Origin of the sequence: Flavobacterium aestuarii, from assembly GCF_040049115.1 — a bacterium.
Classification (GTDB): Bacteria; Bacteroidota; Bacteroidia; order Flavobacteriales; family Flavobacteriaceae; genus Flavobacterium; species Flavobacterium aestuarii.
Genome location: NZ_JBDLZZ010000003.1, coordinates 217,311 through 239,393, shown reverse-complemented (window position 1 = coordinate 239,393; position 22,083 = coordinate 217,311). Strand labels below are relative to the sequence as shown.

Annotated in this window: 26 protein-coding genes; 2 read left to right on the top strand and 24 right to left on the bottom strand. The window is 34.8% G+C overall.

Features of this window, described 5'->3' with window-relative positions; genetic code table 11:
- Window positions 1-74 precede the first annotated feature (74 nt).
- The 20 genes from uxaC to ABEG11_RS04615 all read right to left on the bottom strand — a co-directional run bounded on the left by uxaC (window position 75) and on the right by ABEG11_RS04615 (window position 17,978).
- Window positions 75-1,475, bottom strand: coding sequence for a glucuronate isomerase (uxaC, locus tag ABEG11_RS04710; RefSeq protein WP_348823046.1), 1,401 nt, complete (start codon window positions 1,473-1,475; stop codon window positions 75-77).
- Between the two features lie 21 nt (window positions 1,476-1,496).
- Window positions 1,497-2,291 (bottom strand): gluconate 5-dehydrogenase, encoded by a 795-nt coding sequence (locus ABEG11_RS04705; RefSeq protein ID WP_348823045.1) that lies wholly within the window; start codon window positions 2,289-2,291, stop codon window positions 1,497-1,499.
- Window positions 2,292-2,314: 23 nt separating this feature from the next.
- Entirely contained in the window at window positions 2,315-3,151 is an 837-nt protein-coding gene (gene kduI / locus ABEG11_RS04700) for a 5-dehydro-4-deoxy-D-glucuronate isomerase (RefSeq protein WP_348823044.1), read from the bottom strand.
- 90 nt (window positions 3,152-3,241) lie between these two features.
- Entirely contained in the window at window positions 3,242-4,558 is a 1,317-nt protein-coding gene (locus tag ABEG11_RS04695; protein ID WP_348823043.1) for an MFS transporter, read from the bottom strand.
- Window positions 4,559-4,602: 44 nt separating this feature from the next.
- Window positions 4,603-6,042 carry an MFS transporter gene (locus ABEG11_RS04690; protein ID WP_348823042.1) on the bottom strand — a complete coding sequence of 480 codons (1,440 nt, stop codon included), beginning with the start codon at window positions 6,040-6,042 and terminating at the stop codon, window positions 4,603-4,605.
- Window positions 6,043-6,476: 434 nt separating this feature from the next.
- Window positions 6,477-7,148 carry a 3'-5' exonuclease gene (locus ABEG11_RS04685; protein WP_348823041.1) on the bottom strand — a complete coding sequence of 224 codons (672 nt, stop codon included), beginning with the start codon at window positions 7,146-7,148 and terminating at the stop codon, window positions 6,477-6,479.
- Window positions 7,148-9,067: a DUF294 nucleotidyltransferase-like domain-containing protein gene (locus tag ABEG11_RS04680; RefSeq protein WP_348823040.1), complete on the bottom strand. Its 1,920-nt coding sequence runs from the start codon at window positions 9,065-9,067 to the stop codon at window positions 7,148-7,150. Before ABEG11_RS04680 ends, ABEG11_RS04685 begins: the two co-directional genes overlap by 1 nt.
- A gap of 49 nt (window positions 9,068-9,116) precedes the next feature.
- Window positions 9,117-9,347, bottom strand: coding sequence for a nitrate/nitrite transporter NrtS (gene nrtS, locus ABEG11_RS04675; RefSeq protein ID WP_348823039.1), 231 nt, complete (start codon window positions 9,345-9,347; stop codon window positions 9,117-9,119).
- A gap of 1 nt (window position 9,348) precedes the next feature.
- Entirely contained in the window at window positions 9,349-10,119 is a 771-nt protein-coding gene (locus ABEG11_RS04670) for a TerC family protein (protein WP_348823038.1), read from the bottom strand.
- Between the two features lie 91 nt (window positions 10,120-10,210).
- A complete protein-coding gene (locus ABEG11_RS04665; protein ID WP_348823037.1) occupies window positions 10,211-10,585 on the bottom strand; it encodes a DNA topoisomerase IV in 375 nt (124 codons plus the stop codon).
- Between the two features lie 94 nt (window positions 10,586-10,679).
- The gene (locus ABEG11_RS04660) at window positions 10,680-11,255 is read right to left on the bottom strand and encodes a DUF1572 domain-containing protein (protein WP_348823036.1); all 576 of its coding nucleotides are present in this window, start codon (window positions 11,253-11,255) and stop codon (window positions 10,680-10,682) included.
- 17 nt (window positions 11,256-11,272) lie between these two features.
- A complete protein-coding gene (tnpA, locus tag ABEG11_RS04655) occupies window positions 11,273-11,737 on the bottom strand; it encodes an IS200/IS605 family transposase (RefSeq protein ID WP_348823035.1) in 465 nt (154 codons plus the stop codon).
- 554 nt (window positions 11,738-12,291) lie between these two features.
- A complete protein-coding gene (locus tag ABEG11_RS04650; RefSeq protein ID WP_348823034.1) occupies window positions 12,292-12,864 on the bottom strand; it encodes a pentapeptide repeat-containing protein in 573 nt (190 codons plus the stop codon).
- Window positions 12,864-13,082 (bottom strand): DUF6095 family protein, encoded by a 219-nt coding sequence (locus ABEG11_RS04645; RefSeq protein WP_348823033.1) that lies wholly within the window; start codon window positions 13,080-13,082, stop codon window positions 12,864-12,866. Before ABEG11_RS04645 ends, ABEG11_RS04650 begins: the two co-directional genes overlap by 1 nt.
- Before the next feature lie 2 nt (window positions 13,083-13,084).
- Entirely contained in the window at window positions 13,085-13,546 is a 462-nt protein-coding gene (locus ABEG11_RS04640) for a hypothetical protein (RefSeq protein WP_348823032.1), read from the bottom strand.
- Between the two features lie 14 nt (window positions 13,547-13,560).
- On the bottom strand, window positions 13,561-14,373 hold the full coding sequence (murQ, locus tag ABEG11_RS04635) for an N-acetylmuramic acid 6-phosphate etherase (RefSeq protein ID WP_348823031.1): 813 nt from the start codon (window positions 14,371-14,373) through the stop codon (window positions 13,561-13,563).
- A 108-nt stretch (window positions 14,374-14,481) separates the two neighbouring features.
- Entirely contained in the window at window positions 14,482-15,657 is a 1,176-nt protein-coding gene (locus ABEG11_RS04630) for a cation:proton antiporter (protein ID WP_348823030.1), read from the bottom strand.
- Between the two features lie 101 nt (window positions 15,658-15,758).
- Window positions 15,759-16,226 carry an OsmC family protein gene (locus tag ABEG11_RS04625; RefSeq protein ID WP_348823029.1) on the bottom strand — a complete coding sequence of 156 codons (468 nt, stop codon included), beginning with the start codon at window positions 16,224-16,226 and terminating at the stop codon, window positions 15,759-15,761.
- 210 nt (window positions 16,227-16,436) lie between these two features.
- Window positions 16,437-17,105, bottom strand: a complete 669-nt coding sequence (locus tag ABEG11_RS04620; RefSeq protein WP_348823028.1) for a ZIP family metal transporter — start codon at window positions 17,103-17,105, stop codon at window positions 16,437-16,439.
- Window positions 17,106-17,213: 108 nt separating this feature from the next.
- Window positions 17,214-17,978, bottom strand: a complete 765-nt coding sequence (locus ABEG11_RS04615; protein ID WP_348823027.1) for a class I SAM-dependent methyltransferase — start codon at window positions 17,976-17,978, stop codon at window positions 17,214-17,216.
- 113 nt (window positions 17,979-18,091) lie between these two features.
- On the opposite strand from ABEG11_RS04615, the gene ABEG11_RS04610 reads away from it, so the two are divergent.
- Window positions 18,092-19,255, top strand: a complete 1,164-nt coding sequence (locus tag ABEG11_RS04610; protein WP_348823026.1) for a THUMP domain-containing class I SAM-dependent RNA methyltransferase — start codon at window positions 18,092-18,094, stop codon at window positions 19,253-19,255.
- A 79-nt stretch (window positions 19,256-19,334) separates the two neighbouring features.
- Here the strand turns inward: ABEG11_RS04610 and ABEG11_RS04605 are convergent, their stop codons facing one another.
- Entirely contained in the window at window positions 19,335-19,655 is a 321-nt protein-coding gene (locus ABEG11_RS04605) for a hypothetical protein (protein WP_348823025.1), read from the bottom strand.
- Between the two features lie 5 nt (window positions 19,656-19,660).
- The gene (locus ABEG11_RS04600) at window positions 19,661-20,098 is read right to left on the bottom strand and encodes a hypothetical protein (protein ID WP_348823024.1); all 438 of its coding nucleotides are present in this window, start codon (window positions 20,096-20,098) and stop codon (window positions 19,661-19,663) included.
- 283 nt (window positions 20,099-20,381) lie between these two features.
- Here ABEG11_RS04600 and ABEG11_RS04595 point away from each other — a divergent pair, with 283 nt between their 5' ends.
- Window positions 20,382-20,618 (top strand): hypothetical protein, encoded by a 237-nt coding sequence (locus tag ABEG11_RS04595; RefSeq protein WP_348823023.1) that lies wholly within the window; start codon window positions 20,382-20,384, stop codon window positions 20,616-20,618.
- Between the two features lie 131 nt (window positions 20,619-20,749).
- Here ABEG11_RS04595 and ABEG11_RS04590 read toward each other — a convergent pair whose 3' ends face one another.
- Window positions 20,750-21,565, bottom strand: coding sequence for a DUF6048 family protein (locus tag ABEG11_RS04590; protein WP_348823022.1), 816 nt, complete (start codon window positions 21,563-21,565; stop codon window positions 20,750-20,752).
- Window positions 21,537-22,079, bottom strand: coding sequence for a DUF6452 family protein (locus ABEG11_RS04585; RefSeq protein ID WP_348823021.1), 543 nt, complete (start codon window positions 22,077-22,079; stop codon window positions 21,537-21,539). Before ABEG11_RS04585 ends, ABEG11_RS04590 begins: the two co-directional genes overlap by 29 nt.
- Between the last annotated feature and the right edge of the window lie 4 nt (window positions 22,080-22,083).

Below are 22,083 nucleotides of genomic sequence, written 5' to 3'. Positions count from 1 at the left end.
TAAATCGGCCTATTCTGCTTGCTATTTTTTTTAAAACTTAATGAACCTTAATGTCTTAATGGTTCAAAAATGAATTAGAATTTGAAATATTCTTTAGCATTATTATAACTGATATCTGAAACCATTTTGCCTATCCATTCCATATCATTAGGAAGTTCGCCTCTTTTAATTTCATCTCCTAAAAGATTACAAAGAATACGTCTGAAATATTCATGCCTTGGGAAAGATAAGAAGCTTCTGGAATCAGTCAGCATTCCGATAAAGCAGCTGATAAGCCCCATGTTTGAAAGTGCATTCAGCTGATTGGTCATTCCGTCTTTTTGGTCTAAAAACCACCAGCCTGAACCAAATTGAACTTTTCCTCTAACGCTTCCGTCATTAAAGTTACCAATCATGGTAGCCATAACTTCATTGTCAGCAGGATTCAGATTATAAATAATTGTTTTTGCTAATTTATCTTTGCTGTCCAAAGCGTTTAAGAAACCAGACAGTTTTTGAGCCTGCGGGTAATCTCCAATAGAATCCCATCCTGTATCAGGTCCAAGAATACGGTGCATACGGGCATTGTTGTTTCTCAATGCTCCTAAGTGCAGCTGCTGTACCCATCCAAATTCGTGGTAGGTTTCAAACAGGAAGAATAAAACTGCACTTTGAAATTTCAATGCTTCTTCATTGCTCAATACTGCATTTTCTCTTTTCTTTTTGAAGATAGCATTTATTTCGCTTTCAGTGTAGTTTTCAAAGTAAACCTGATCTAAACCATGGTCACATAATCGGCATCCGTTTTTGTCAAAATACTCAATTCTATTTCTCAAAGCGGAACATAAATCTGAATAGGTATTGATAGTTACTCCTGCCACTTGACCCAATGTGTCAATGTAATCATTGTAACCGTCATTTGAAATAAGGATTGCCTTATCAGGTCTAAAAGCAGTACTTACTTTTGTAGTGAAATCACTTTTTGCCAATTGCTGATGGTATTCCAAATTGTCAATTGGATCTTCAGTGGTACATACAAATTCTGCATTTACTTTTTTAAGTAAGTTTCTTGTACTGTATTCTGGAGAATTTATTTTTGCAGAAGTCTGCTCGTAAATTGATTCTGCTGACTTTTCGTTTAATAGTTCAGTGATGTCAAAATAACGGGCCAATTCTAAATGTGTCCAATGGTACAAAGGATTACGCATTGTGTAAGGAACAGTTTTTGCCCAGTTTATGAATTTGTCTTTATCTGAACCGTTCCCTGTGATGAATTGCTCGTTGATTCCTAAAGTACGCATAGCACGCCACTTGTAGTGATCTCCGTTTATCCAAACATTGGTGATATTATCAAAAATTTTATCTTCGGCAATAAACTGCGGGTTTAAGTGATTGTGATAATCAATTATAGGCTGATTTTTGGAGTAATTATGATATAATTCTTCAGCAAATTTATTTTCTAATAAAAAATTATCGTGTATGAAACTAGTACTCATTATAAACGTCTTAAAAGATTATTACTCGTTTGATGGTTTTCCGATAGTTGCAAGAATTCCACCATCTACGTAAAGGATGTGTCCGTTAACGAAATCACTCGCTTTTGAAGATAAAAATACAGCAGCGCCTTGTAAATCTTCTGGATCTCCCCAGCGGTTTGCCGGTGTTCTGCTAATGATAAATTCGTTAAATGGGTGTCCGTCTACTCTAATAGGAGCAGTTTGAGTTGTAGCAAAGTATCCAGGACCGATTCCATTTGTCTGGATATTGAATTTTGCCCATTCTGTAGCCATGCTTTTAGTAAGCATTTTTAAACCTCCTTTTGCAGAAGCATAAGCACTTACAGTATCTCTTCCCAGTTCGCTCATCATTGAACAGATGTTGATGATTTTTCCTCCGGTTCCACGGGCAATCATTCCTTTGGCAACTGCTTTTGACATAATAAAAGGACTGATTAAATCTACATTAATAACTTCTGAAAAATCAGCAACTTCCATGTCAACAATAGGAGTTCTTTTGATAATTCCAGCGTTATTGATCAGAATATCGATTGGGCCGACTTCAGCCTCGATTTTTTTAATATTTTCAATTACAGCTGCTTCATCGGTTACATCAAATATATATCCGTAAGCATCAATTCCTGCTGATTTGTATTCAGCAACAGCATTATCAACTGTTTCTCGTGAAGAACGATCGTTTACAACAATTTTTGCGCCAGCATGACCAAGTCCTTTTGCCATTGCCATTCCAAGTCCATGTACTGCCCCGGTTACAAGTGCTGTTTTTCCAGTTAAATCAAAAAGGTTGATTGACATAATTTTTATTTAATAGTTATTAATTATCTTAAATCTGTTATTTTACACACATCCATATCTCCATAGTCTAAGTTTTCACCGGCCATTCCCCAAATAAATGTATAGTTACTTGTGCCTGAACCAGAGTGGATTGACCATGGCGGTGAAATAACAGCCTGGTGATTGTTCATCCAGATATGTCTTGTTTCCTGCGGCTGTCCCATAAAGTGGCATACTGCTTGATTTTCTGGAATATCCAGGTAAAAATATACTTCCATTCTGCGGTCGTGAACGTGAGCAGGCATAGTGTTCCAAACACTTCCCGGCCTTAATTCGGTCATACCCATCTGTAATTGGCAGGTAGTAACAACACCGCCAATAATCATTTGATTTACGGTACGGTGATTTGCTGTTTCCATTGTGCCTAATTCCAGTTTTTTAGCTTCAGCCAAACTTACTTTTTTAGTTGGATAGCTGGTGTGGGCAGGAGCAGAGTTGATATAAAATTTTGCAGGATTTTTTGAATCTGCACTTTTAAAAATCACTTCTTTATTACCGCTTCCAATATATAAGGCATCTTTAAAACCTAATTCATATACTGTTCCTTCAACAACTACAGAGCCATTTCCTCCCACATTTATAATTCCCATTTCTCTGCGTTCAAGGAAATACCCTGCTTTTAATGGATCAATGGTCTCTAGAATTAAATCTTTAACCGGGACTGCTGAGCCAGCAATATATCGGTCATAATGAGAATAAGTTAATACAATCTCATCCTCCTGCATTAAATTATCAATCAGGAATTCATCTCTTAATTGTTTAGTGTCGTAATGTTTTACTGCTTCTGGATTTGAGGCGTATCTGAAACTATATTTTGTCATAATATCAAGTTTTATGTAATCGATTGCACAAAATTATATTTTTATATTTAAAAAACATAATTCAAATTCAATTTTATTTGTTTTTGAATGTTATAATTCTACTTTTTTCATTTTTGGAACCAAAATATGCATAATTAACCAGGCTAATAAGTAAGCAGCTCCGCAAATGCAGAACATGATAAAGTATCCTGTTTCTATCTGTCCAATTTTGGTGTAATAAACAAACATATTTTTCTGAACCAGTAAAGTTAACAAAATTCCGCCTAGCGCCCCGAACATCCCTCCAATTCCTGTTACTGAAGCTGTTGCGTTTTTAGGAAACATATCTGATACTGTTGTAAAAATATTGGCACTCCATGCCTGATGAGCAGAGACAGCAAAACCAATAACAAGAATTGCCCACCACATATTAATTGATCCTAAATACTGTGAAAACAAAACTGGCAAAACCGCAATTGCATATAGCAGCATACTTGTTTTGCGGGCTTTGTATGCAGGCCAGTTTTTGTTTATCAGCTTTAAAGGGAGCCATCCTCCGCCAATACTCCCGATGCTTCCAATAACATAGACCAAGGCACATGGCCAGATAATTTCAGTAGCAGTAAGCTTATATTGCTTCATCAGGAAATCAGGCAGCCAGAATAAATAAAACCACCAGACAGGATCGGTTAATAGTTTGCCAATTGCAAATGCCCAAGTCTGGCGAAAAGTAAGCAGTTTTAGCCAAGAAGCTTTCTCTGTATTTTCTTCTTCAATTGCTTCAGTCTTGTCTGTAGTAATGTATTCAAGTTCTGCCTGTGAAAGGCGTTTTTGTTTTTGAGGCACTTCATAATAGACGAACCATAAAAACAGCCATATAAAGCCAATAATACCCGTTGCAATAAATGCCCATTGCCAGCCATAATTTTCAGCAATAAATGGTACAGATAATGGAACAATTATAGCTCCGATGTTGCTTCCTGAGTTAAAAATGCCGGTCGCTAATGCCCGTTCTTTCTGAGGAAACCACTCAGCAGTAGCTTTTATTGCAGCAGGGAAATTTCCCGCTTCAGTGACTCCTAAAAATATACGTGCAATTATAAAACCTCCAGTTCCAGTCGCAAAAGCATGACCGATAGCCGCTAAACTCCATAGGCCAGTTGCTATTGCATAACCTAATTTTGTTCCTAATTTATCAATAAATCCTCCTGCCATCAGCATTCCTAAGGCATAGGCAATTTTAAAAGCTATCTCAATATTTGCATAATCAATAACTTCCTGTTCAGGTGACCAATGAAAAGCTTCTGCTAAAAATGGCCTTAGGTAACTTATTACATTCCGATCTAGATAATTTACAGTTGTTGCAAAAAAAACTAAGCCGCATATTGTCCAACGATATTTTCCTATTGTAGCGTTCGTTTGATTCATGAGTAATTGTGTGGTTTTGGCTGTTTTTTGGTTTGGTTTTAATTTTAAAGATCTGTAATAGGGCTGTAGTCAGGAACCAATGATCGCATAACAATCCAGCCTATAAGATAACATACTGCGCATATTGAAAAAATTATAAAATAGCCAGCCTCAATTCCTTTGAAACCTATAAATATCATTTCACTTTCTTTGCTATAGTCAAATAACATCCCTGAGCCTTTATTTATTAATGTAGATCCAATTCCTCCAGCCAATCCGCCAATTCCTGTAATGGTTGCAATTGCTTTTTTAGGGAACATATCTCCAACAGTGGTAAAGATATTGGCAGACCAAGCCTGGTGTGCGGCACCTGCAATACCAATTATAATTACAGGCAGCCAATATGAAATGTATCCTAATGGCTGTGCTATTAATGCTAATAATGGGAAAAATGCAAAAATCAGCATTGCTTTCATTCGTCCATCGTATGGGTTCATCCCTTTTTTCTCTACAAAATAAGTTGGAAGCCACCCTCCAATGATCGAAAGCAAGGTGATCATATATAAAACAAATAATGGGAAAGCAGCTTCTGTTGAATCCATTTCGTACACAGAGCTTAGGTATGCTGGGGTCCAGAATAGGAAAAACCACCAGACACCATCGGTCATGAATTTGCCAAATGCAAAAGCCCAAGTCTGCTTGTATCTGAAGCAGTCTATAAGCGATACTTTAGCAGCAGTTTCAGGTACATAGCCTATGATTTTGCTATCTGCGACAGCATCTTGCTGTATATAGGCCAATTCATCCGCACTGACTTTGGGGTGTTTTTCTGGTTTATCATAAATATAAATCCAGAACCCCATCCAGACGAAACCTAGTGCACCAATAATGATAAAAGCCATTTCCCATCCAAAAGATTTAGCAATAAAAGGAATAGTTATAGGTGCAGCCAAAGCACCAACAGTAGCACCCGCATTGAATATACTGGTAGAGAAAGCTCTATCTTTTTTTGGAAAATATTCGGCTGTGGTTTTTATAGCGGCAGGGAAGTTTCCAGCTTCGCCCACTGCCAGCACAAAGCGGGCAAATATGAACAAGGTTACACTTACTGAAATAATCAGGCTAGTATCTTTTATAGTACTTATTGCCTCTTTTGCTCCTTCAAAACCTACAAACCAATTTCCTGTGATAATTCCAGCAGTTGCTATACCGCAAAAAGCGTGCAGACAGGCTCCTAATGACCAGATACCTATTGCCCAGAGAAAACCTCTTTTGGTATCCATCCAATCCACAAACTTTCCTGCGAACAATAATGAAACGGCATAAAATATAGAAAATAGTGCTGTAATGTTTCCATAATCATTGTTGGTCCAGTGAAATTCGGGTGCAATGAAATCACTCCATGTCAATGAAAGCACTTGTCTGTCAAGATAGTTGATAGTGGTTGCAAAAAAGAGCATTGCGCAGATTGTCCATCTATATTTACCGATATTTTTATTATCCATTAATCTTTTGTTTTTAAATTTTTTTAATAGCTTAATTGAAATATAATCATTTATGCAATCGATTACACAAAAATAGTTTTTATTTTTATATATACAATTTATTAACTAGTTTTTTTTTAAAACAATAATTATATTTCGTTTTTTTTGCTGTAAAGATATGAATTGCTTTTACACAATCGGTTGTTTTAAGTGTGAAAAAGTATTTTGTTTTACAAAAAATATAAATTTTATGTTTTTTGGAGTTTTTAACAGTAAATACAGACTCTTTGAAAAAATCTGATGCCTTCAGGTAACAGTTTCCAGGAATGTAAGGGATATAAAATGGGTATTAAGAAATTTTCTCTCCGGTCGTAATAATAGCTGAAAAATGTATTTGGAAGAGAAATCACTGCATAAATCAGAGGCAAGAATTAAAAAAAGAACCTTGAATTCAATTAATAATAAAACAGATCATTTAAAAGAAATTCACCTTTCGTTTTTTTCTCTTTTAATTTTTTTACAATTTTCAAGAAGGCAATAGCAGTGATATAAGCATCGCCCATTGCGGTGTGACGGTCTTTTTTGGAAATATCAAATTTATCGGCGAGATCGTCCAATGCATAATGATCCTTGTATTCCAGTAAATTAGATCTGATCAGTGTTTTTTTATATAGAAATGCAGTGTCCAATGTTTTATTTGTCAGTGCAGGAAGTCCATTTCGTTCCAAAGCACGATTGATCATGGTGATATCAAATATAGTATGATGGGCAATGATAATTGAATCTCCTAAAAAATCTAAAAACTGCTGAAGAACTTCTAATTCGCCAGGTTTTTTCATAACCAGATCCCTTAGAATACCATGAATCTGTACACTGCTTTTGTCATAATGTTCCTGGTGTATGTACATTTCGAAACTTTCAGAAATGGCTATGATGTTATTTTGCAAAGTGATAGCCCCAATACATAGAATCCGATCATTATCATAGTCAAAACCTGTGGTCTCAGTATCTAAAACTACAAAACGAACACTTTCAACGGGGCACAAAAGTGATTCATCAATTGGTTTTTTTGATATTTTTAAAAAATCAGATAATTGAGTTTTCCATTCTGTCAAAAAGTTCTTCATTACAATATGTTTGATGGATTAAAACGAATTGAAATAATTTCCTGCAGTTCCTTAATGGTTTTAAAAGTGCTTTTTAGCTTAATCTTTTCTAACTTTGTAAGATGTTCAAGTGCAATATACTGCCCAGAATCATTATGAAGCAATCCTTGTTTGGTTCTGAATTTTAACAGCGCTCTATAGGAATAGGAACAAGATAAATATAATTCTCTGTTTTGAGGTTCCAATTCGGCCAATTTTTCAAAACGTTCCGGAGTATTGCTGATTGATTTTACTGAATGCGATAAGATTAATACTCTCGCAGCATCGCTCAGAGGCATTAAGGCTCTTCTTTTTATATCAAAGAAATCTTTGTTCGCACCATCCTGTTCCAATAAAAATTGCCTGAAAAACCCAGTAGGAGATGGACTCTGCAAAGCACCGCTTACTAGATGAAGATAAAATACAGGATTAGCCTTTATGTCCTCTAATATAAAATCCGAAAGTTTGTTTACTAATTCGCTATCACCATAAGACAGGCTGTAGTCAAAAAATATAAAGGATAATAGGACTTCATCTTTTCCAGTATTTGTGATCCAATGATGTACCAGTTTTTTCCATTCTTCCAGGCTTAAGCACCATTTTGGATTGGATGCCATCATTTCGGCAGGGCAGTATTCGTATCCAATTTCAAATAATCCTTTATTAACGTGAGCAGCTAACTCCAGGAAGTATTTCTTAGTCTTTTCTTTTAATTCTTCGGGAACATCTTCATATACCAAGGCATTGTCTTGATCGGTCTGCAGTAATTGCTCGCTTCTTCCTTGGCTTCCCATAGCCAGCCAGCCAAATTTTACTGGCGGTGGTGTACTCATTTTTTTTAGCGCAATAGTTATCACTTGCTGAATGCAGACATCATTCAATTCTGTAATGATTTTTGATGTTAATGTTATTGGGATGTTTTGGTCTATATACCCTTGCAATAACTGCATGATGCTAGCCCTTATAGGTTTTATTTCTTTATATTTTTTGGCTCTTTTTACAGCTTTTATCAATACAGCAGGATTATTTCCTAATGATACCATTACATCATGTTTGGATAGAATTCCAACAGCCTTTGTATTAGGGGTGCCGTCTTTGGTAAGGCAGATATGGCTAATGTTGCTTTTCATCATGGCCATCTGAGCCTGTGTTGTAGTCAGTTTTTTGTGATAGGTTATAACTGGGCTTGTCATAATTACCGAAGCTGAAGATGTTATTGGATATTCACCAGTGACAATTTTATTCCTCAAATCTTTATCTGTAATAATACCTATAGGAAGTTTATCTTCTACGACAAGTATGGCGCCTACATTTTTCTTGGTCATTATTTGGGCAATCTCTTTAACAGGAGTTGCAGAGGAGCATGTAACTATTTTTTTAGAATATTTTACAGGGTGAATATCTAATATTTGAGGCTTATTATCCAAAAGATCTCCAGCCAAGGTTTCGCCATACAATTTCCCTCTATAACTTTCAGAATAGGGATTTTGGGTATTGGAAGCAAAACTCTGAATTAAGAAGTCTCCAACATTCTTATTCATCAACGCATACGGCTTGAAAACTGCAATAGGAATAGCATACAGAATGGTTTCTTCATAGGCTCTCGATTCCATCTGGTAGTTTTCATTTGCTATCAGGGGTCTCAGGCCAAAAATATCTCCTTCATCGCACATATCAATAGTGTCATTTTTCACTCCCTTTCTAAGAGCTACTGCACCTTTGTGCACTACATAAAAAGAGTCGTGAGTTTCTTCGTTTTCGGCAAAAATAACACTGTCTTTTTCTTTGTAAATAATTGAAATCTGCTCAGAAAGCACTTCAATATCATTTTGATTTAAAAAAGTAAAAGGAGGGAAGTTCTTAAGAAAATCGGCAACTCTATGCGAAATAGTATTTTTCATCTGATGAGAATATTTTTTGGTACTGGATTTTTATATAAAAAAAACACAGCTACTTTTCGGTAACTGTGTTTTTAGTATTTGTTTTTTCAAATGATTTTGATGCTAATGTAGAAGAATATAAAGAAACACAAAACGGAGTGATGTACGTTAATACAATTCTTAAAACATTTCTAAAAGTAAAATTACTTTCCCAGATTACGTCATAGCTGTTAATTGTGTTCAATATTGTTCCCACTACAACAGCAATAATTATGGCGTTTTTTATGTTTTTGGAAAGCATATTATTTCTTTTTGGTCACTTTCATATTTATTATTTCTACAAATAATGAGAACGAAATGGCAAAGTATAAATATCCTTTTGGAACAGGAGTTACATGACTTCCAAAAATAAGGGCATTAGACAAATGCGCGCTTTCTGTTAACAACATGAATCCAATTAAAATCAAAAAGGATAACCCTAATATTTGAATAGAAGGATGTTTGTTTACAAAATTCCCAACAGGAACGGCAAACTGCATCATAATCAAAACCGAAATAATTACAGCGGTAATCATGATAATCAAGGCACCTTCAACACCGTTAGTCATCCCGACTGCAGTCAAAATACTGTCAAAAGAGAAAACCAGGTCAATCATTATAATCTGAAGAATGACACTCTGAAAAGACTTTGCGGCTGCTTTGCCCAATTCTTTCTCCTCATGACCTTTTTCGTCTACTTTCTCGCGGATTTCATTGGTGCTTTTATAGATCAGAAACAATCCTCCAAATAATAAAATAAGGCTTTGTCCCGTAACGCCTGCATGAAGCCAGTTCCAGTCAATCGTGAACCAGGGTTTCTTCATTTGAGTAAGGAAATTAATTCCAAACAAAAGCGCTATTCTCATAAACATAGCCAAAAACATACCCACTTTGGTTGCTTTTTTGCGGTCTTCTATAGCTAATTTTCCGGTTGCAATTGAAATAAAAATGATATTATCAATTCCTAAAACAATTTCCAAAAAAGTAAGCGTTAATAAGGCAATCCATGCATCTGGATTCAAAAATACTTCCATGCGTTGTTAGTTTGTTTATGATTTATTGTTTGTTGTTTGTTGTTTGACGAAATTGCTTATTCAACCTTCTGAATTTTGCTATCTAGATTCTCTAATCTGCAATCTTGATAACCGTTCCTTTTTGTTTCGAATCGGATCCTACCATTCCAAATTCAAAGGTATAGGAATTTTTTGAGGTAGTCAAAATTTTCATGCTGATCGCTTTCTCTTCGGCCTTATTTTTCGGGTGTTTCTTCTGTAAAACGTATTCGCAGTCATTCACCCAGCGAACGGTTGAAGTATCTGTTTTTCCTTCAAAAGTCTCAATTTCAATACTATCATTGCGCTCAAACATCGTTGTTTTTTTTACGCCGTCAATTTCGTATTCAAACTTAAATTTTCCAGTCTTGAAATCTTTGCAGTTTCGTTCAACATTATAACACGACAGTAGTGAGAGCAAGGGAAGGAGGAAGATTATTTTTTTCATTTAGGTAGTTTTGATATTTTGATTAGCTTTAAGCAATAAGCCATAGGCTTTAAGCAGTGACAATGCCTATGGCTTATTGCTTAAAGCTTTTATATTATTTCATTCGTCTAAATTCTTCTTCAGTAAAATTTTTAATCGATTTTTCCTGAGCAAATTTATCGGCATTATAACTGTTTGACTTATTTCGAGGAATTGATAAACTATCCCATTCACTGTTTTTAAGCTGTTTGGCATAAAAAACAATCTGCCCAATATGATACGGATAATGCGCCAGCTGTCTGTTGATAGCTTCAATAACTGTGTGCCCCTCATTTCGGATATAAATAATCTCCGAAAGCTGTTCGGGCTGTAAGCTGTTCAATGCTCCCAAAAAGCAATCCCAGCCGGTCTCCCAGACTTTTAATACCTGTTCTTTTGTCTGCAGATCATTTTCAAATTCGCCGTCTCTGTTTCTGGTTTCCTTTTCGCCATCGGTGGTTAGGAAATCCGTCCAGCGCGACAGCATGTTGCCTGAAAGGTGCTTTACAATCACGGCAATGCTGTTCGTGTCTTCGTTTATGGATACAAATAATTGTTCCGGTTCCAATTGTTCCATCGCTTTTTCTCCCAGCATTTTATAGTAGAGAAACTGCTTTTTTACGCTTTCAAGATAGGAGGTAGCTGTGTTCATAATATCAGATATTGTCATTAATTTTCAACCCATTCAAATAAATATTCATTCTTAAATTCGATATTAAATTTTTCTAACAAACCTAAATATTCATCTCTGAAAGTTTTCTTCTGATGATGAGTTTTCTGGTTTTGTATATATTCGATAACATTACTCAATTGGCTATGGCTATATGAAAACGCTCCAAAACCATCTTGCCAATTAAAACCCAACGGACAAAAATTATTGTCTTTTATGAAATTATTAGATGCTTTTTTAATTTCTCTAACCAAATCCGATAAACAGCACGTTGGTTTCATTCCAATAAAGATATGAATATGATCCGGCATTCCATTTATGGCTAGTAACTTTTGATCTTTATTGGTTACTATTCCCGTTATATATTTGTATAATTCTTCTTCCCATGAATGGCTGATAAGAGATTTTCGATTTTGAACTGCAAAAACAATTTGAATATAAATTTGAGAATAAGTATTTGCCATATATATTCTTAAAATTAATTATTTGTTAGCTTTATATTGACCGATAAACATTCAACCCCGCTGGGGTTGTTGTCACGTGATTTATTATTTTCTATAGACATGCAACCGCTCTGCGGTTTTTAATTGTTTAGTTTTTTAATCTAAGCGTTATTATGTATTCTTAGAAAATGTATCATATATTTTATGACTCAGAAAACTAGTTATAATTATTCAACCCCGTTGGGGTTGTTGTAACGTGATTTATTATTTTTTATAAACATTTAACCGCTCTGCGGTTTGAAAACTCTTGATTGATAAACATACAACCGTGCTGGGATTGTTTTGACATTATTTCATATTTCTATAAACATATAACCCGCTGGGGTTACGAACATCTATTGAAAATTTTAGTGTGCATAACTATTTATTTCTATAAATTATTAATTATCTTGTTGTCGCTGAATTTTTCTTGAAAACCCCAGCGGGGTTTAATGCTTATAGAAAATGTGTAGAGTATTGTGATTGACCCCAGCGGGGTCGTATGTTTTTTTCAACAATAAGCTAGCTTAGACGATTTATTCAATTTTTATATCATATTTATCCAAAAGCCCCGCAATTCCCTGACTCGAAAATTTTGCTTTTTTCATTGGGTTGAATTCGGGATCGATTTTATAATTGTAAGCAGTCGTAAAATCGGCACCGGCTAAAATGGTATCGTTAAAAATAGCATTGTCTAAATTACAATTTCCAAAAACAGATTGGGTTAAATTAGTTCCAATAAAAGTTACTTCTTTCAAGGAACAGGAATTGAATTTGGTTTTCGGCATTTTTTTATTAGCAAAAGAACTATAATCCAAAATACAATCCTGAAACAGCACATTGAACAAAAAATCCTGACAAGACTGAAATTGAATTCCCATTAGTTTACAGTTCCTGAAGTTGACAGTCTTCAGGCTGGAACCTCCCAATTGGGTCATTGATAAGTTGCATTCTATGAATTCGCAGTCCATAAAACTATTGTTAGAGAAATCACTATTCGAGAAATCACAGTTCTTGAAAACGCAGTCTTCAAATTCACGATTGTGAATCTTCTTGTCAATATAGTTTATTTTTTCAAATGTTTTTTGAATGTGTATCAGGTCTTCCATTAGTCGTTAAATATGCCTTTCATTATTATTTTCAATCCCATAAACATCAAATACATTGAGGCAAGGCAGGCAATGATTCCAATTCCTAAAACCAAATAATGCCAATTGGTATGCTGGTTCATAAATGCATTGTAAATCACGGATGGACCTATAAACATAAGAGGTAAAGCTCCCGTTAAATATTTCATTCCCTTTGCCAAAAGTTCTTTATTTGCCATTTTTAAAATTGAAATTGTAAACCGTAACCGTTTTGATTGGCAACTATATTTAATTCAAATTTTGAATCGTTTGTTGCAGATTTTTTTAAGCCTTCATTATAAAGAGCAAGAGCATCATTTAGTTTTTTAGTTCTTCCTGATAATACAGGAATTGAGGTTACTAATGAGGCTAACCCCACATAAGTAAGTGCTGTAGGATATTTTACATCTGCGGTTGCTCCTCCAATTAGGTCGCCTAAGATTAATCCTCCACCAAATCCAAGTAAAAAACCTCCTATACCTCCTTTAGTTCTGTAAGATTTGTAAAGAGCTAAAGCCTCAGTGTTAGATGCTAATAATGTTTTGACTTCTTTTGGCGAAATTTGTTTTCCTTCCAGAAGAAAATGATTTTTCTCGATTGTTATTTCCTGCGAAAAGGCTGTTGCAGAAAGAAGAATGGCAAATAGAGTAATGAGTTTTTTCATTTTTATTATAGATTTTATTGTTTCCAATTGTCAACGGCTTTCCTTACGCTTCCGTATTTTGCAAGCAGTTCAGAACCTTCTTCGTAGGTTACTGGAATTTCTCCCATAATCATTTTTACACCGCGGTCTACCAGTTTGCTGTTGCTTAACTGCATATCGACCATTTTGTTTCCTTTCACTTTTCCAAGCTGAATCATCGTAGCTGTCGAAATCATATTCAGAACCAACTTTTGAGCAGTTCCAGCTTTCATTCTAGAGCTTCCTGTTACAAATTCAGGACCGACAATAACTTCGATAGGGAATTTTGCCTTTTGCGAAAGCGGGCTCCCAGCGTTGCAGGAAATACTTCCGGTGCTGATATTCTTTTCGTTGCAGGCCTGTAATCCTCCAATAACATAAGGCGTTGTTCCCGATGCGGCGATACCAATGACAACATCATTTTCATTGATATTGAATTCCTGTAAGTCAATCCAAGCTTGGGTTGCATTATCCTCGGCATTTTCTACGGCTCTGCGGATGGCTTTGTCACCACCGGCTATGATGCCGACAACCAGATCGAACGGAACTCCAAAAGTAGGAGGACACTCAGAAGCATCAACAACGCCCAAACGTCCTGAGGTTCCTGCTCCAATGTAAAATAAGCGTCCGCCCAGTTTCATTTTAGAAACAATTTCTGTTACTAATGTTTCTATCTGCGGTAAAGCTTTTTCGACGGCAAGAGGTACGGTTTGGTCTTCCTGATTGATATTGGTTATTAATTCTCGAACGGACATTTTTTCGAGATGTTCGTATTTCGAAGATTGTTCGGTGGTTTTGGTGAAAGTCATTGTTTTTAAGGTTCAAAAGTGTAAAACAAACACGGTTTATTTAGTATTACAAACTTAAATAATTTAATAGTAGCAACCGTGTTATAAGATAAATTTTAGAGGATGATTTTAATTGTTTTCATCATCTGTTTTATGGCTCATAAGTCCAGACATCATCACTAATGCGCTCAGGATAATGACTTGTATAACCAATGAGTTATTGACTAAATCAATTACTTGATTGTCAGGAATTGACAGGAACAGTAAAATGGTAATCAGGCCTCTTGGAGCAATAAATAAAGCAGGTTTGATGTTGATTTTAAATGTTTTGAGCATGATGTAACGCAAAGCGAATATTGCGGAACAAATTCCAATTGCCCAGACGATGGTTTCCGTGTTTAATAATTCGCTCGTTTCAATTAAATAACCAAATAACAGAAAAAATAAAGCTCTTACTAAAAAAGCAATTTCCGTGGTAAGTTCGTGGAATTTATGAACCTCTTTATTCAAAAGGTTTGGCTGTAGTTTTTGAATAAATTTATTGCCTTTAATTTCGTCAAGATTACCCAGAAAAAGACCAAAAAGAAGTATGAAAATCAGCCCTGGTAAATGATAAATTTTGGTAACGGCATATATCAGTACGATACTTAATATGATGGGAATAAATTTTACAGGATGTTTTATTTTACTCAATAAAAAGGCAAGCCCCAATGTTGCCACAAATGATATGATAAGAATTACAAGTATTTCTAAAATAAAATGACCTACCGACGAAGCTCCAATATTGTCATTAAGTGTAATAAAATTAAAAAGAAGTACGCCAAAAATATCCGATAAACTGCTTTCATAAGTGATAAACTCTTTGTTTTTTGAGATAAGATTTTGTGCACTCGGAATAGCTATAGCACTACTAATCACAGCTAGCGGAATAGCATTAGCCAACCCAACTTTAAAAGAAACGTTGCCGTAATAATGAAAAGCAAACGCCAGTCCGAAGCTAAAAAGGAGCATTGGGATAATAGCGACTAGAGCTGTTTTACCAATAAACGGAAATTTCGATTTGTTTAATTCTAATTCCAAAGAACCTTCCAAAACAATTAAAATTAGCCCCACAGTTCCGAGCACAGGTAAAATGGAGGTTAAATTTGGAACACGTATTTCAAAAAAATCGGTTCCCTGTTTTACGGCCCAGCCTACGATTAGCAATAATATAACCGAAGGGATTTTTGTTTTTGATGAAGTGATGTCAAATATATAGGCAAGAATCAATAAAAGACATATTGATATTATGATAGATGTTGTCATTTTTGAATTTTAGAAACTATTGTGTGCTTGAATATGGCTATTTTGTAAATATAAGGATTTGTTCAAGAGATGAAGTGTGTTGAAGAAGAATATTAAAACAGTTAATTAGTACAGCTAGGATTATGTACAATTTTAAAATTACACGAATTAGCTATAAAACAAAGTTCGTTTGCTTTGTTGTGCAGGCTTAACGCTTCGGTAATTTTTTCTTTTTGCTGAATGACAACTTTTGGATATAATCGCACTTCGATAAAACGTCCCGAACCATTTTCGGAAACTTCAAGAGTGGCTTCGGCATTGTCCTGATAAGAAACGACATCGATTCCGTTTTGGGAGCATACATACAAATAGGACATCATGTGACAGGAAACCACAGAACTCAATAGTAAATCTTCGGGATTGTATAAACTGGGATCGCCTTTGAATGCCTTGGCTGGCGAAAGATTTAAAATTTCTTTTCCTTCAATGGCAATCTGATGGTTTTTAAAGTGTTTTTTTGAAGTCGAAATTGTTTCTTTTGGAATTGAAGTCCAATTTAATTTTGCTTTAAATAAATGTTTAAATCCCATGATCTTTCTGATTTATTCTCAAACTTGTTTATAGCACTTTCTGTGTGAGGGATAGAAGCCAATGTCATTAAGTTAAGTTTTATTTCACTCTCGCAAAGACGCAGAGGCGCAAAGTTAAAATCGGATTCCTTTGCGTCTTAGCGTCTCTGCGAGAATTATATTTAGACAAACTTTAATAAGAAATCCTTAACTTAATGGCACGCCCAAACTTTATAAAAAATAAGCCAATACAATTCCAATAACAATCATCGATACTTTGGCGATGTTGAATTTGTGTCCTTCACTGCTTTCAAAAATGATGGTGGATGAAATATGAAACAATATTCCAATAACCATGGCAGTAATTTGTGGATAATAATTATTCAAAATAGGTAGATAATCAGAGACCAGCGTTCCCATTGGAGTCATAACCGCAAAAGTGGTCATAAAGACAAAAATGGCTATTTTATTTAGTTTGGAATTGATGAAAAACATAGTAAGAATTATGGCTATCGGAAAATGGTGAATGGCTATCCCCAACGCTAAATCATGATGATGACCTACCGGAAAACCTTCCAAAAACGCGTGAATACAAAGACTTATGAATAAAAGCCAAGGGATATGATACATTTTGTCATGGCCGTGAACGTGTCCGTGTTCGGCTCCTTTGGAGAAAAATTCCAGTATGATCTGGAACAAAATTCCCAGCATTATAAAAATTCCAATGTTATGATCGTGGCTTTCGTATACTTCTGGAAGTAAATGCATCACGGTGAGTGATAACAGGAACGAACCGCTAAAAGCAAGCAGAAGCTTTAGATTGGTTTTACTTTTTGGCTTTAAAAACAAGGCGATAAAGTAACCAAGAAGTACGGAAAGTAAAGGTAAAAGGTAATTCATTTTTAATAGTTTAAATGTTTAAAAAAAGTTTATGAGTTTAAAAGTTTAGTTGTTTTCAGTATCAAACAATTTTAAATATTTAAACAATTTTAGACTTTTCCTAAAATCTTATTTGAAAATCATAATCAATCTTTCACTCTCTGTTTTGTGGAATTTTTTCAGTTTATAATCACCAAAAATATCCAATAAAAATATGCCGGCTTCATTCATCATTTCTTCAAAATCCTTTAGCGTAAGGGCTTTTACCTTTTCAGTGAAATGGTAGCTGTGTCCTTTGTCTTCAAAATCAATTTCTTTGTAAATATGTCCGTCTTTTAAGTAACGTTTGATGTGAAAATCGATTCCGTCTACGTGTTTTACTTCTTCGGGAACCAAGTTATTGAGCACATTGGTAACATTCATAAAATCGATTACTGCAAAGCCATATTCGGTTAAGCTTTCCTTGATGGCTTTTAGAGTGGTGAGGTTATCCTCATCGTTTTCGAAATAGCCAAAGCTGGTAAACAAATTGAAAATGGCATCAAATTTATCTTCAAAAACCTCACGCATATCATGCACCTGAAAATGCAGGGTTTTGTTACTGTTTCTCTGTGCTTCCTTTATGCTGTTTTCGGATAAATCGGCACCGATAACGTCGAATCCCAATTGGTTCAGGTAAATGGCATGACGGCCTTTTCCGCAGGCTAAATCAAGCACTTTGGCTTTTTCGGGGAGATTGAGATAATGCGTCAGATTGTCCATAAACAATTGGGCTTCTCTATAATTTCTTTCTTTGTAAAGGATATGGTAATAAGGGCTGTCAAACCAAGAAGCGAACCAATTTTCCGGATTGGAACTACTGATTTGTGTTTCGTTATTTGCAGAATCGGACATTTATTCTTTTTCAATTAATTTAAGTCCCGCAAATTTAGTGTATTTTTGCAGAAAATATACTATTTCAGCCCGTTTGGGATTTGAAATTTAATTATTGGAATTTATACAGGGAAATGGAGAATTTTAAGATGATTGCCAAAACCTTTTTTGGTTTTGAAGAAATACTGGCAAAAGAACTACAAATGTTGGGAGCTCAGGATGTGGAGCAGGGGGTGAGAATGGTGAGTTTTAAGGGCGACAAAGGGTTTATGTACAAAGCAAATTTGTCTTTGCGTACTGCATTGAAGATTTTGAAACCAATTTATTTTTTTAAGGCAAAAAACGAACAAGATTTATATAAAGGGATTCGCGGAACGAATTGGTCAAAATATATCAATGCCAATCAGACTTTTGTGATAGATACAACGGTACATTCGGAGTATTTTAATCACTCTGAATATGTATCTCAAAAGTGTAAAGATGCAATTGTAGATCAGTTTAGAGAAAGAACAGGCCAGCGTCCGAGCATTGACAAAGCTTTTCCTGATTTGAGAATTAATATTCATATTGATAAGGATCAGGTTTCGGTTTCATTGGATACTTCTGGAAATTCATTACATCAGCGCGGGTATAGAACGGCTACTAATATTGCTCCTATAAATGAGGTTCTGGCAGCCGGAATTTTACTGCTTTCGGGTTGGGACGGACAAACTGATTTCTTGGACCCGATGTGTGGTTCTGGAACTTTCCTTGTAGAAGCGGCGATGATTGCCTGTAATATTCCCGCAAATATTAATCGTAAAGAATTTGCTTTTGAAAAATGGAACGATTGGGATAATGAATTGTTTGATCAGATTATGGATTCGCTGATGAAAAAAGTCCGCGAATTTCATTATACGATCAAAGGCTATGACAAAGCGCCATCTGCCGTTCAAAAAGCCAAAGACAATGTGAGAAATGCTAATTTGTCCGAGTATGTTTCTGTACAGGAAAATAACTTCTTTGATACAGAGAAAAATTCGCAAGGGAAATTACATGTAGTTTTCAATCCGCCGTATGATGAACGTTTGGACATACACATGGAACAGTTTTATAAAAATATTGGTGATACCTTAAAGAAAAATTATCCAGGGACAAATGCTTGGTTCATTACTGGAAATTTGGAAGCTTTGAAATTCGTAGGATTGAAGCCTTCCCGAAAAATAAAGCTTTTCAACGCCAGTATTGAAGCCAGATTGGTGAAATACGAAATGTACGAAGGAAGTAAGAGAACCAAGTTTCAGACTGTTTCAGAATAATTTGGTTTTATAGGTATAACAAAAGTCCCGATAAATGCTATTTAGAATGGTGTTTATCGGGATTTTTGTTTTTTTAAGCTTAAATTTTTAATGCTGTGTTTACAATGTCTTCCAGAACATGGATAGCGGCATTTGCTGCATTTTGGGCCATCACTTTGTTTACAATAGCAATTGAGTGTAATTCGGAGGCTAAAATTTCTTTTTCATCGGCCAGTCTTTTTTCAAAAAAAGATTCGCTGATTTCTCCGTTTAACCTCATTAGTGAAAGCATTTCTAGCCTGTCTTTTTTGCTTTGGATAAAATTATTAGCCGATTTTTTTACTATAGACCAATCATCCTTGAGGCTTATTTTAATCGCATTCAGCATATCTGCTAATATTTCGTTGATATCTAATTTCATGGGAGTTAGTTTTTAATATTCTTCAATGCTCTTTCAGCCGTTAATAATGGCTGCCAAAAACCGTTTATATATGCTATGTATAAGCTGATCTCACTATCGCTCAGCGTTTTTTTGTCCTTATGTTCTTTCTTATACTGCATAAAATTATCTTTCAGCAGTTTAGCCATTTTTACAAAATCTTCATTTTTTTCTCGCGACTGGTATTGAAATAAAATGGAATTGATATTACTTTCTATTTCTAGATATTCATTGGTAACACTCGCATAAGTTCGTTTTTCTTGCGGCAGTTCCAGCAGATTAACATATAGTTTTTCATTTTGTTTTTGAGATTCTATAATTTGATTTTCTATTGCTTCACTATAATCGGGTACTAATTTTACTGAGACACAACTGTTGAGCAGTAAAAAAAGACAGGATGTTATTGCTAAAATTTTAGTTTTCATATTGGGATATTATTTTCGTTTTTAGGCTGTGCTTTGTCTATATATAGAATAAGGTTCAAAAATTGGTTGCAATCAGATTAAGGAGTATGTATTTGTAATATAGTGTTTTATGTTTTTTTGAGGATTATAAAATTAATACATAAATAAACACAAAAGTAAACTGATTCCAATAATTATGATATCATACCAGATTGAATGTATATTTAATGAAATAAAAAAGTGCTTTTAACGTGATTCTATAGAATTTGAAGTAATTTTGGAAATCATAATTAAAAATAATAAAATGTCAAAATTACAAGTAAGAGCATTTCTATACAATCTGGGCTGTTTTGCTATATTGTTTATCACTTTTCGATACCTGATAGAACAGTATACCAATTTATCCGGTTTGTGGATTCCAATGACTGCTTTTATTGCAGGCACTCTTTTAGCACCAAAATTTCAAGCTGCCAAAACTAAGGATGGGGAAAAATTATTCATGTCTTGGCTGTTTGTCAAAGGAATCAAGGAAATTGGTTAGAAAATAGCTGTTTCAATATAATGAGACTGTCTTAAGGAGTGGTGCTAATAAATAATAAATGCAAAAAAAAACGCAGCGATTGACCAATTTGTCTAATCGCTGCGTTTTTTTTAGGATCCTAAAAAAAAAGGCTATTTTTTAGTTTTTGCTGGAATTACTTTTTTCTTGTAAATTGGAATGAAATATCCAATAGTATAATTAAAACCTGCTCCAAAACTGCCATCATAGGTTCTGTTATATCCTGGAATATAAAGGCTCTCAAAACCGTTTGGTTCAGAATTGGTAATCAATACCTTCAATTGCAAAGAAAATCCAACGTATATATTATTAAAAACTTTTACATTAATTCCTGGAGAAACTTCAAGCCAGCTTGCTGTTAAGCCATCATATGATTTACCTGATTCAATCCTGGAAGTCTGGCCAAAATAAGGATGCGGATTATAGATAGAATAAGTGTTTAATTGTTCTTTAAAAGCGCTAAAACCATAATTTACTCCTATTGTGATTAGGTTTTCCATATCTAACCAGTTAGTGTAAGCATTGTAATTGAATCCTGCCTTGAGATAAGCTCCAGTTGTGGTTGTATTTAAGAGAGGATCATCAACGGTCACATCTTCGCTTCCTGCTTCTCCATGAATGTAATATTTTTTTGTCAATCGATAATCACCAACAAAAGCTATTCCTTTATAGTCTGAATCATAAAAAGATCTTGCAATTTTAAAGACATCTACTCCTAGGATCAAACCATATCGGTCAGTTTTTGGTTTTACTGTATCGGTAACTGCTTCAAGTTTTTTTTCGGGAACTTTTTCTGTTTTTGTGCCGTTAGATCCTTTGACTACTATTTCAGGCGGAACGGCCGTCGCAGGATTTTTTTCTTGAGCATGAACAAAAAAGAATGACAACAAAAAGAAAAAACTAAATAAATATTTTAATGATTGTTTCATTTTCAGATGTTATATTATTTTGTTCTACTCTCACATATTGAATCCACATGGTGTCTGCTGGTGTTTTATCCGTTAGTTTGTAAGGATTTGTATCATCCAATTCGAAAATGGTCTTAAATCCGCAAGCCCGTGAAACATAACTGCTTTGACGAGTATATTTGAATTCCAGAATATCTTCGTTTACAAGCAATGGATTTTTGTTATCATAATTGCTGATTAGCCTATATTTAACTACATCGCTTTCTGTATTTAATGGAAGCAGAATGCTATTGCCACTCGTAACATATTTCTGATCGCCTGATGCGGATGGATTAAGAATTACCCCTTCTTCATCTTTTCCTACTCCTATAACTTTTAGTTTGCTGACATTTTTAGCTGTTGAAGGATCCTTAACGTCGAAAAATTGAATCAGCATCCTTGGCGTAGTTGGTGTTGTAGGATCGCAAATATCATCAGGTTCGCAACTTGAAGAAGCAAAACCAAGAATCATTAAAAAAGCAAGAATTTTTTTCATCTAA

What these genes read in the sequence shown, in the direction of transcription:
- ABEG11_RS04605 (WP_348823025.1), bottom strand. Translation starts at nt 19,655, where the DNA reads ATGAAATTAGATATCAACGAAATATTAGCAGATATGCTGAATGCGATT.
- ABEG11_RS04640 (WP_348823032.1), bottom strand. Translation starts at nt 13,546, where the DNA reads ATGAAAAAACTCATTACTCTATTTGCCATTCTTCTTTCTGCAACAGCC.
- ABEG11_RS04705 (WP_348823045.1), bottom strand. Translation starts at nt 2,291, where the DNA reads ATGTCAATCAACCTTTTTGATTTAACTGGAAAAACAGCACTTGTAACC.
- ABEG11_RS04670 (WP_348823038.1), bottom strand. Translation starts at nt 10,119, where the DNA reads ATGGAAGTATTTTTGAATCCAGATGCATGGATTGCCTTATTAACGCTT.
- nrtS (WP_348823039.1), bottom strand. Translation starts at nt 9,347, where the DNA reads ATGCTTTCCAAAAACATAAAAAACGCCATAATTATTGCTGTTGTAGTG.
- ABEG11_RS04680 (WP_348823040.1), bottom strand. Translation starts at nt 9,067, where the DNA reads ATGAAAAATACTATTTCGCATAGAGTTGCCGATTTTCTTAAGAACTTC.
- ABEG11_RS04615 (WP_348823027.1), bottom strand. Translation starts at nt 17,978, where the DNA reads ATGTCCGATTCTGCAAATAACGAAACACAAATCAGTAGTTCCAATCCG.
- ABEG11_RS04650 (WP_348823034.1), bottom strand. Translation starts at nt 12,864, where the DNA reads ATGGAAGACCTGATACACATTCAAAAAACATTTGAAAAAATAAACTAT.
- kduI (WP_348823044.1), bottom strand. Translation starts at nt 3,151, where the DNA reads ATGACAAAATATAGTTTCAGATACGCCTCAAATCCAGAAGCAGTAAAA.
- ABEG11_RS04685 (WP_348823041.1), bottom strand. Translation starts at nt 7,148, where the DNA reads ATGAAGAACTTTTTGACAGAATGGAAAACTCAATTATCTGATTTTTTA.
- ABEG11_RS04645 (WP_348823033.1), bottom strand. Translation starts at nt 13,082, where the DNA reads ATGGCAAATAAAGAACTTTTGGCAAAGGGAATGAAATATTTAACGGGA.
- ABEG11_RS04665 (WP_348823037.1), bottom strand. Translation starts at nt 10,585, where the DNA reads ATGAAAAAAATAATCTTCCTCCTTCCCTTGCTCTCACTACTGTCGTGT.
- murQ (WP_348823031.1), bottom strand. Translation starts at nt 14,373, where the DNA reads ATGACTTTCACCAAAACCACCGAACAATCTTCGAAATACGAACATCTC.
- ABEG11_RS04620 (WP_348823028.1), bottom strand. Translation starts at nt 17,105, where the DNA reads ATGAATTACCTTTTACCTTTACTTTCCGTACTTCTTGGTTACTTTATC.
- ABEG11_RS04660 (WP_348823036.1), bottom strand. Translation starts at nt 11,255, where the DNA reads ATGAACACAGCTACCTCCTATCTTGAAAGCGTAAAAAAGCAGTTTCTC.
- ABEG11_RS04600 (WP_348823024.1), bottom strand. Translation starts at nt 20,098, where the DNA reads ATGAAAACTAAAATTTTAGCAATAACATCCTGTCTTTTTTTACTGCTC.
- ABEG11_RS04585 (WP_348823021.1), bottom strand. Translation starts at nt 22,079, where the DNA reads ATGAAAAAAATTCTTGCTTTTTTAATGATTCTTGGTTTTGCTTCTTCA.
- ABEG11_RS04630 (WP_348823030.1), bottom strand. Translation starts at nt 15,657, where the DNA reads ATGACAACATCTATCATAATATCAATATGTCTTTTATTGATTCTTGCC.
- ABEG11_RS04625 (WP_348823029.1), bottom strand. Translation starts at nt 16,226, where the DNA reads ATGGGATTTAAACATTTATTTAAAGCAAAATTAAATTGGACTTCAATT.
- ABEG11_RS04590 (WP_348823022.1), bottom strand. Translation starts at nt 21,565, where the DNA reads ATGAAACAATCATTAAAATATTTATTTAGTTTTTTCTTTTTGTTGTCA.
- ABEG11_RS04610 (WP_348823026.1), top strand. Translation starts at nt 18,092, where the DNA reads ATGGAGAATTTTAAGATGATTGCCAAAACCTTTTTTGGTTTTGAAGAA.
- tnpA (WP_348823035.1), bottom strand. Translation starts at nt 11,737, where the DNA reads ATGGCAAATACTTATTCTCAAATTTATATTCAAATTGTTTTTGCAGTT.
- ABEG11_RS04695 (WP_348823043.1), bottom strand. Translation starts at nt 4,558, where the DNA reads ATGAATCAAACGAACGCTACAATAGGAAAATATCGTTGGACAATATGC.
- ABEG11_RS04595 (WP_348823023.1), top strand. Translation starts at nt 20,382, where the DNA reads ATGTCAAAATTACAAGTAAGAGCATTTCTATACAATCTGGGCTGTTTT.
- ABEG11_RS04690 (WP_348823042.1), bottom strand. Translation starts at nt 6,042, where the DNA reads ATGGATAATAAAAATATCGGTAAATATAGATGGACAATCTGCGCAATG.
- uxaC (WP_348823046.1), bottom strand. Translation starts at nt 1,475, where the DNA reads ATGAGTACTAGTTTCATACACGATAATTTTTTATTAGAAAATAAATTT.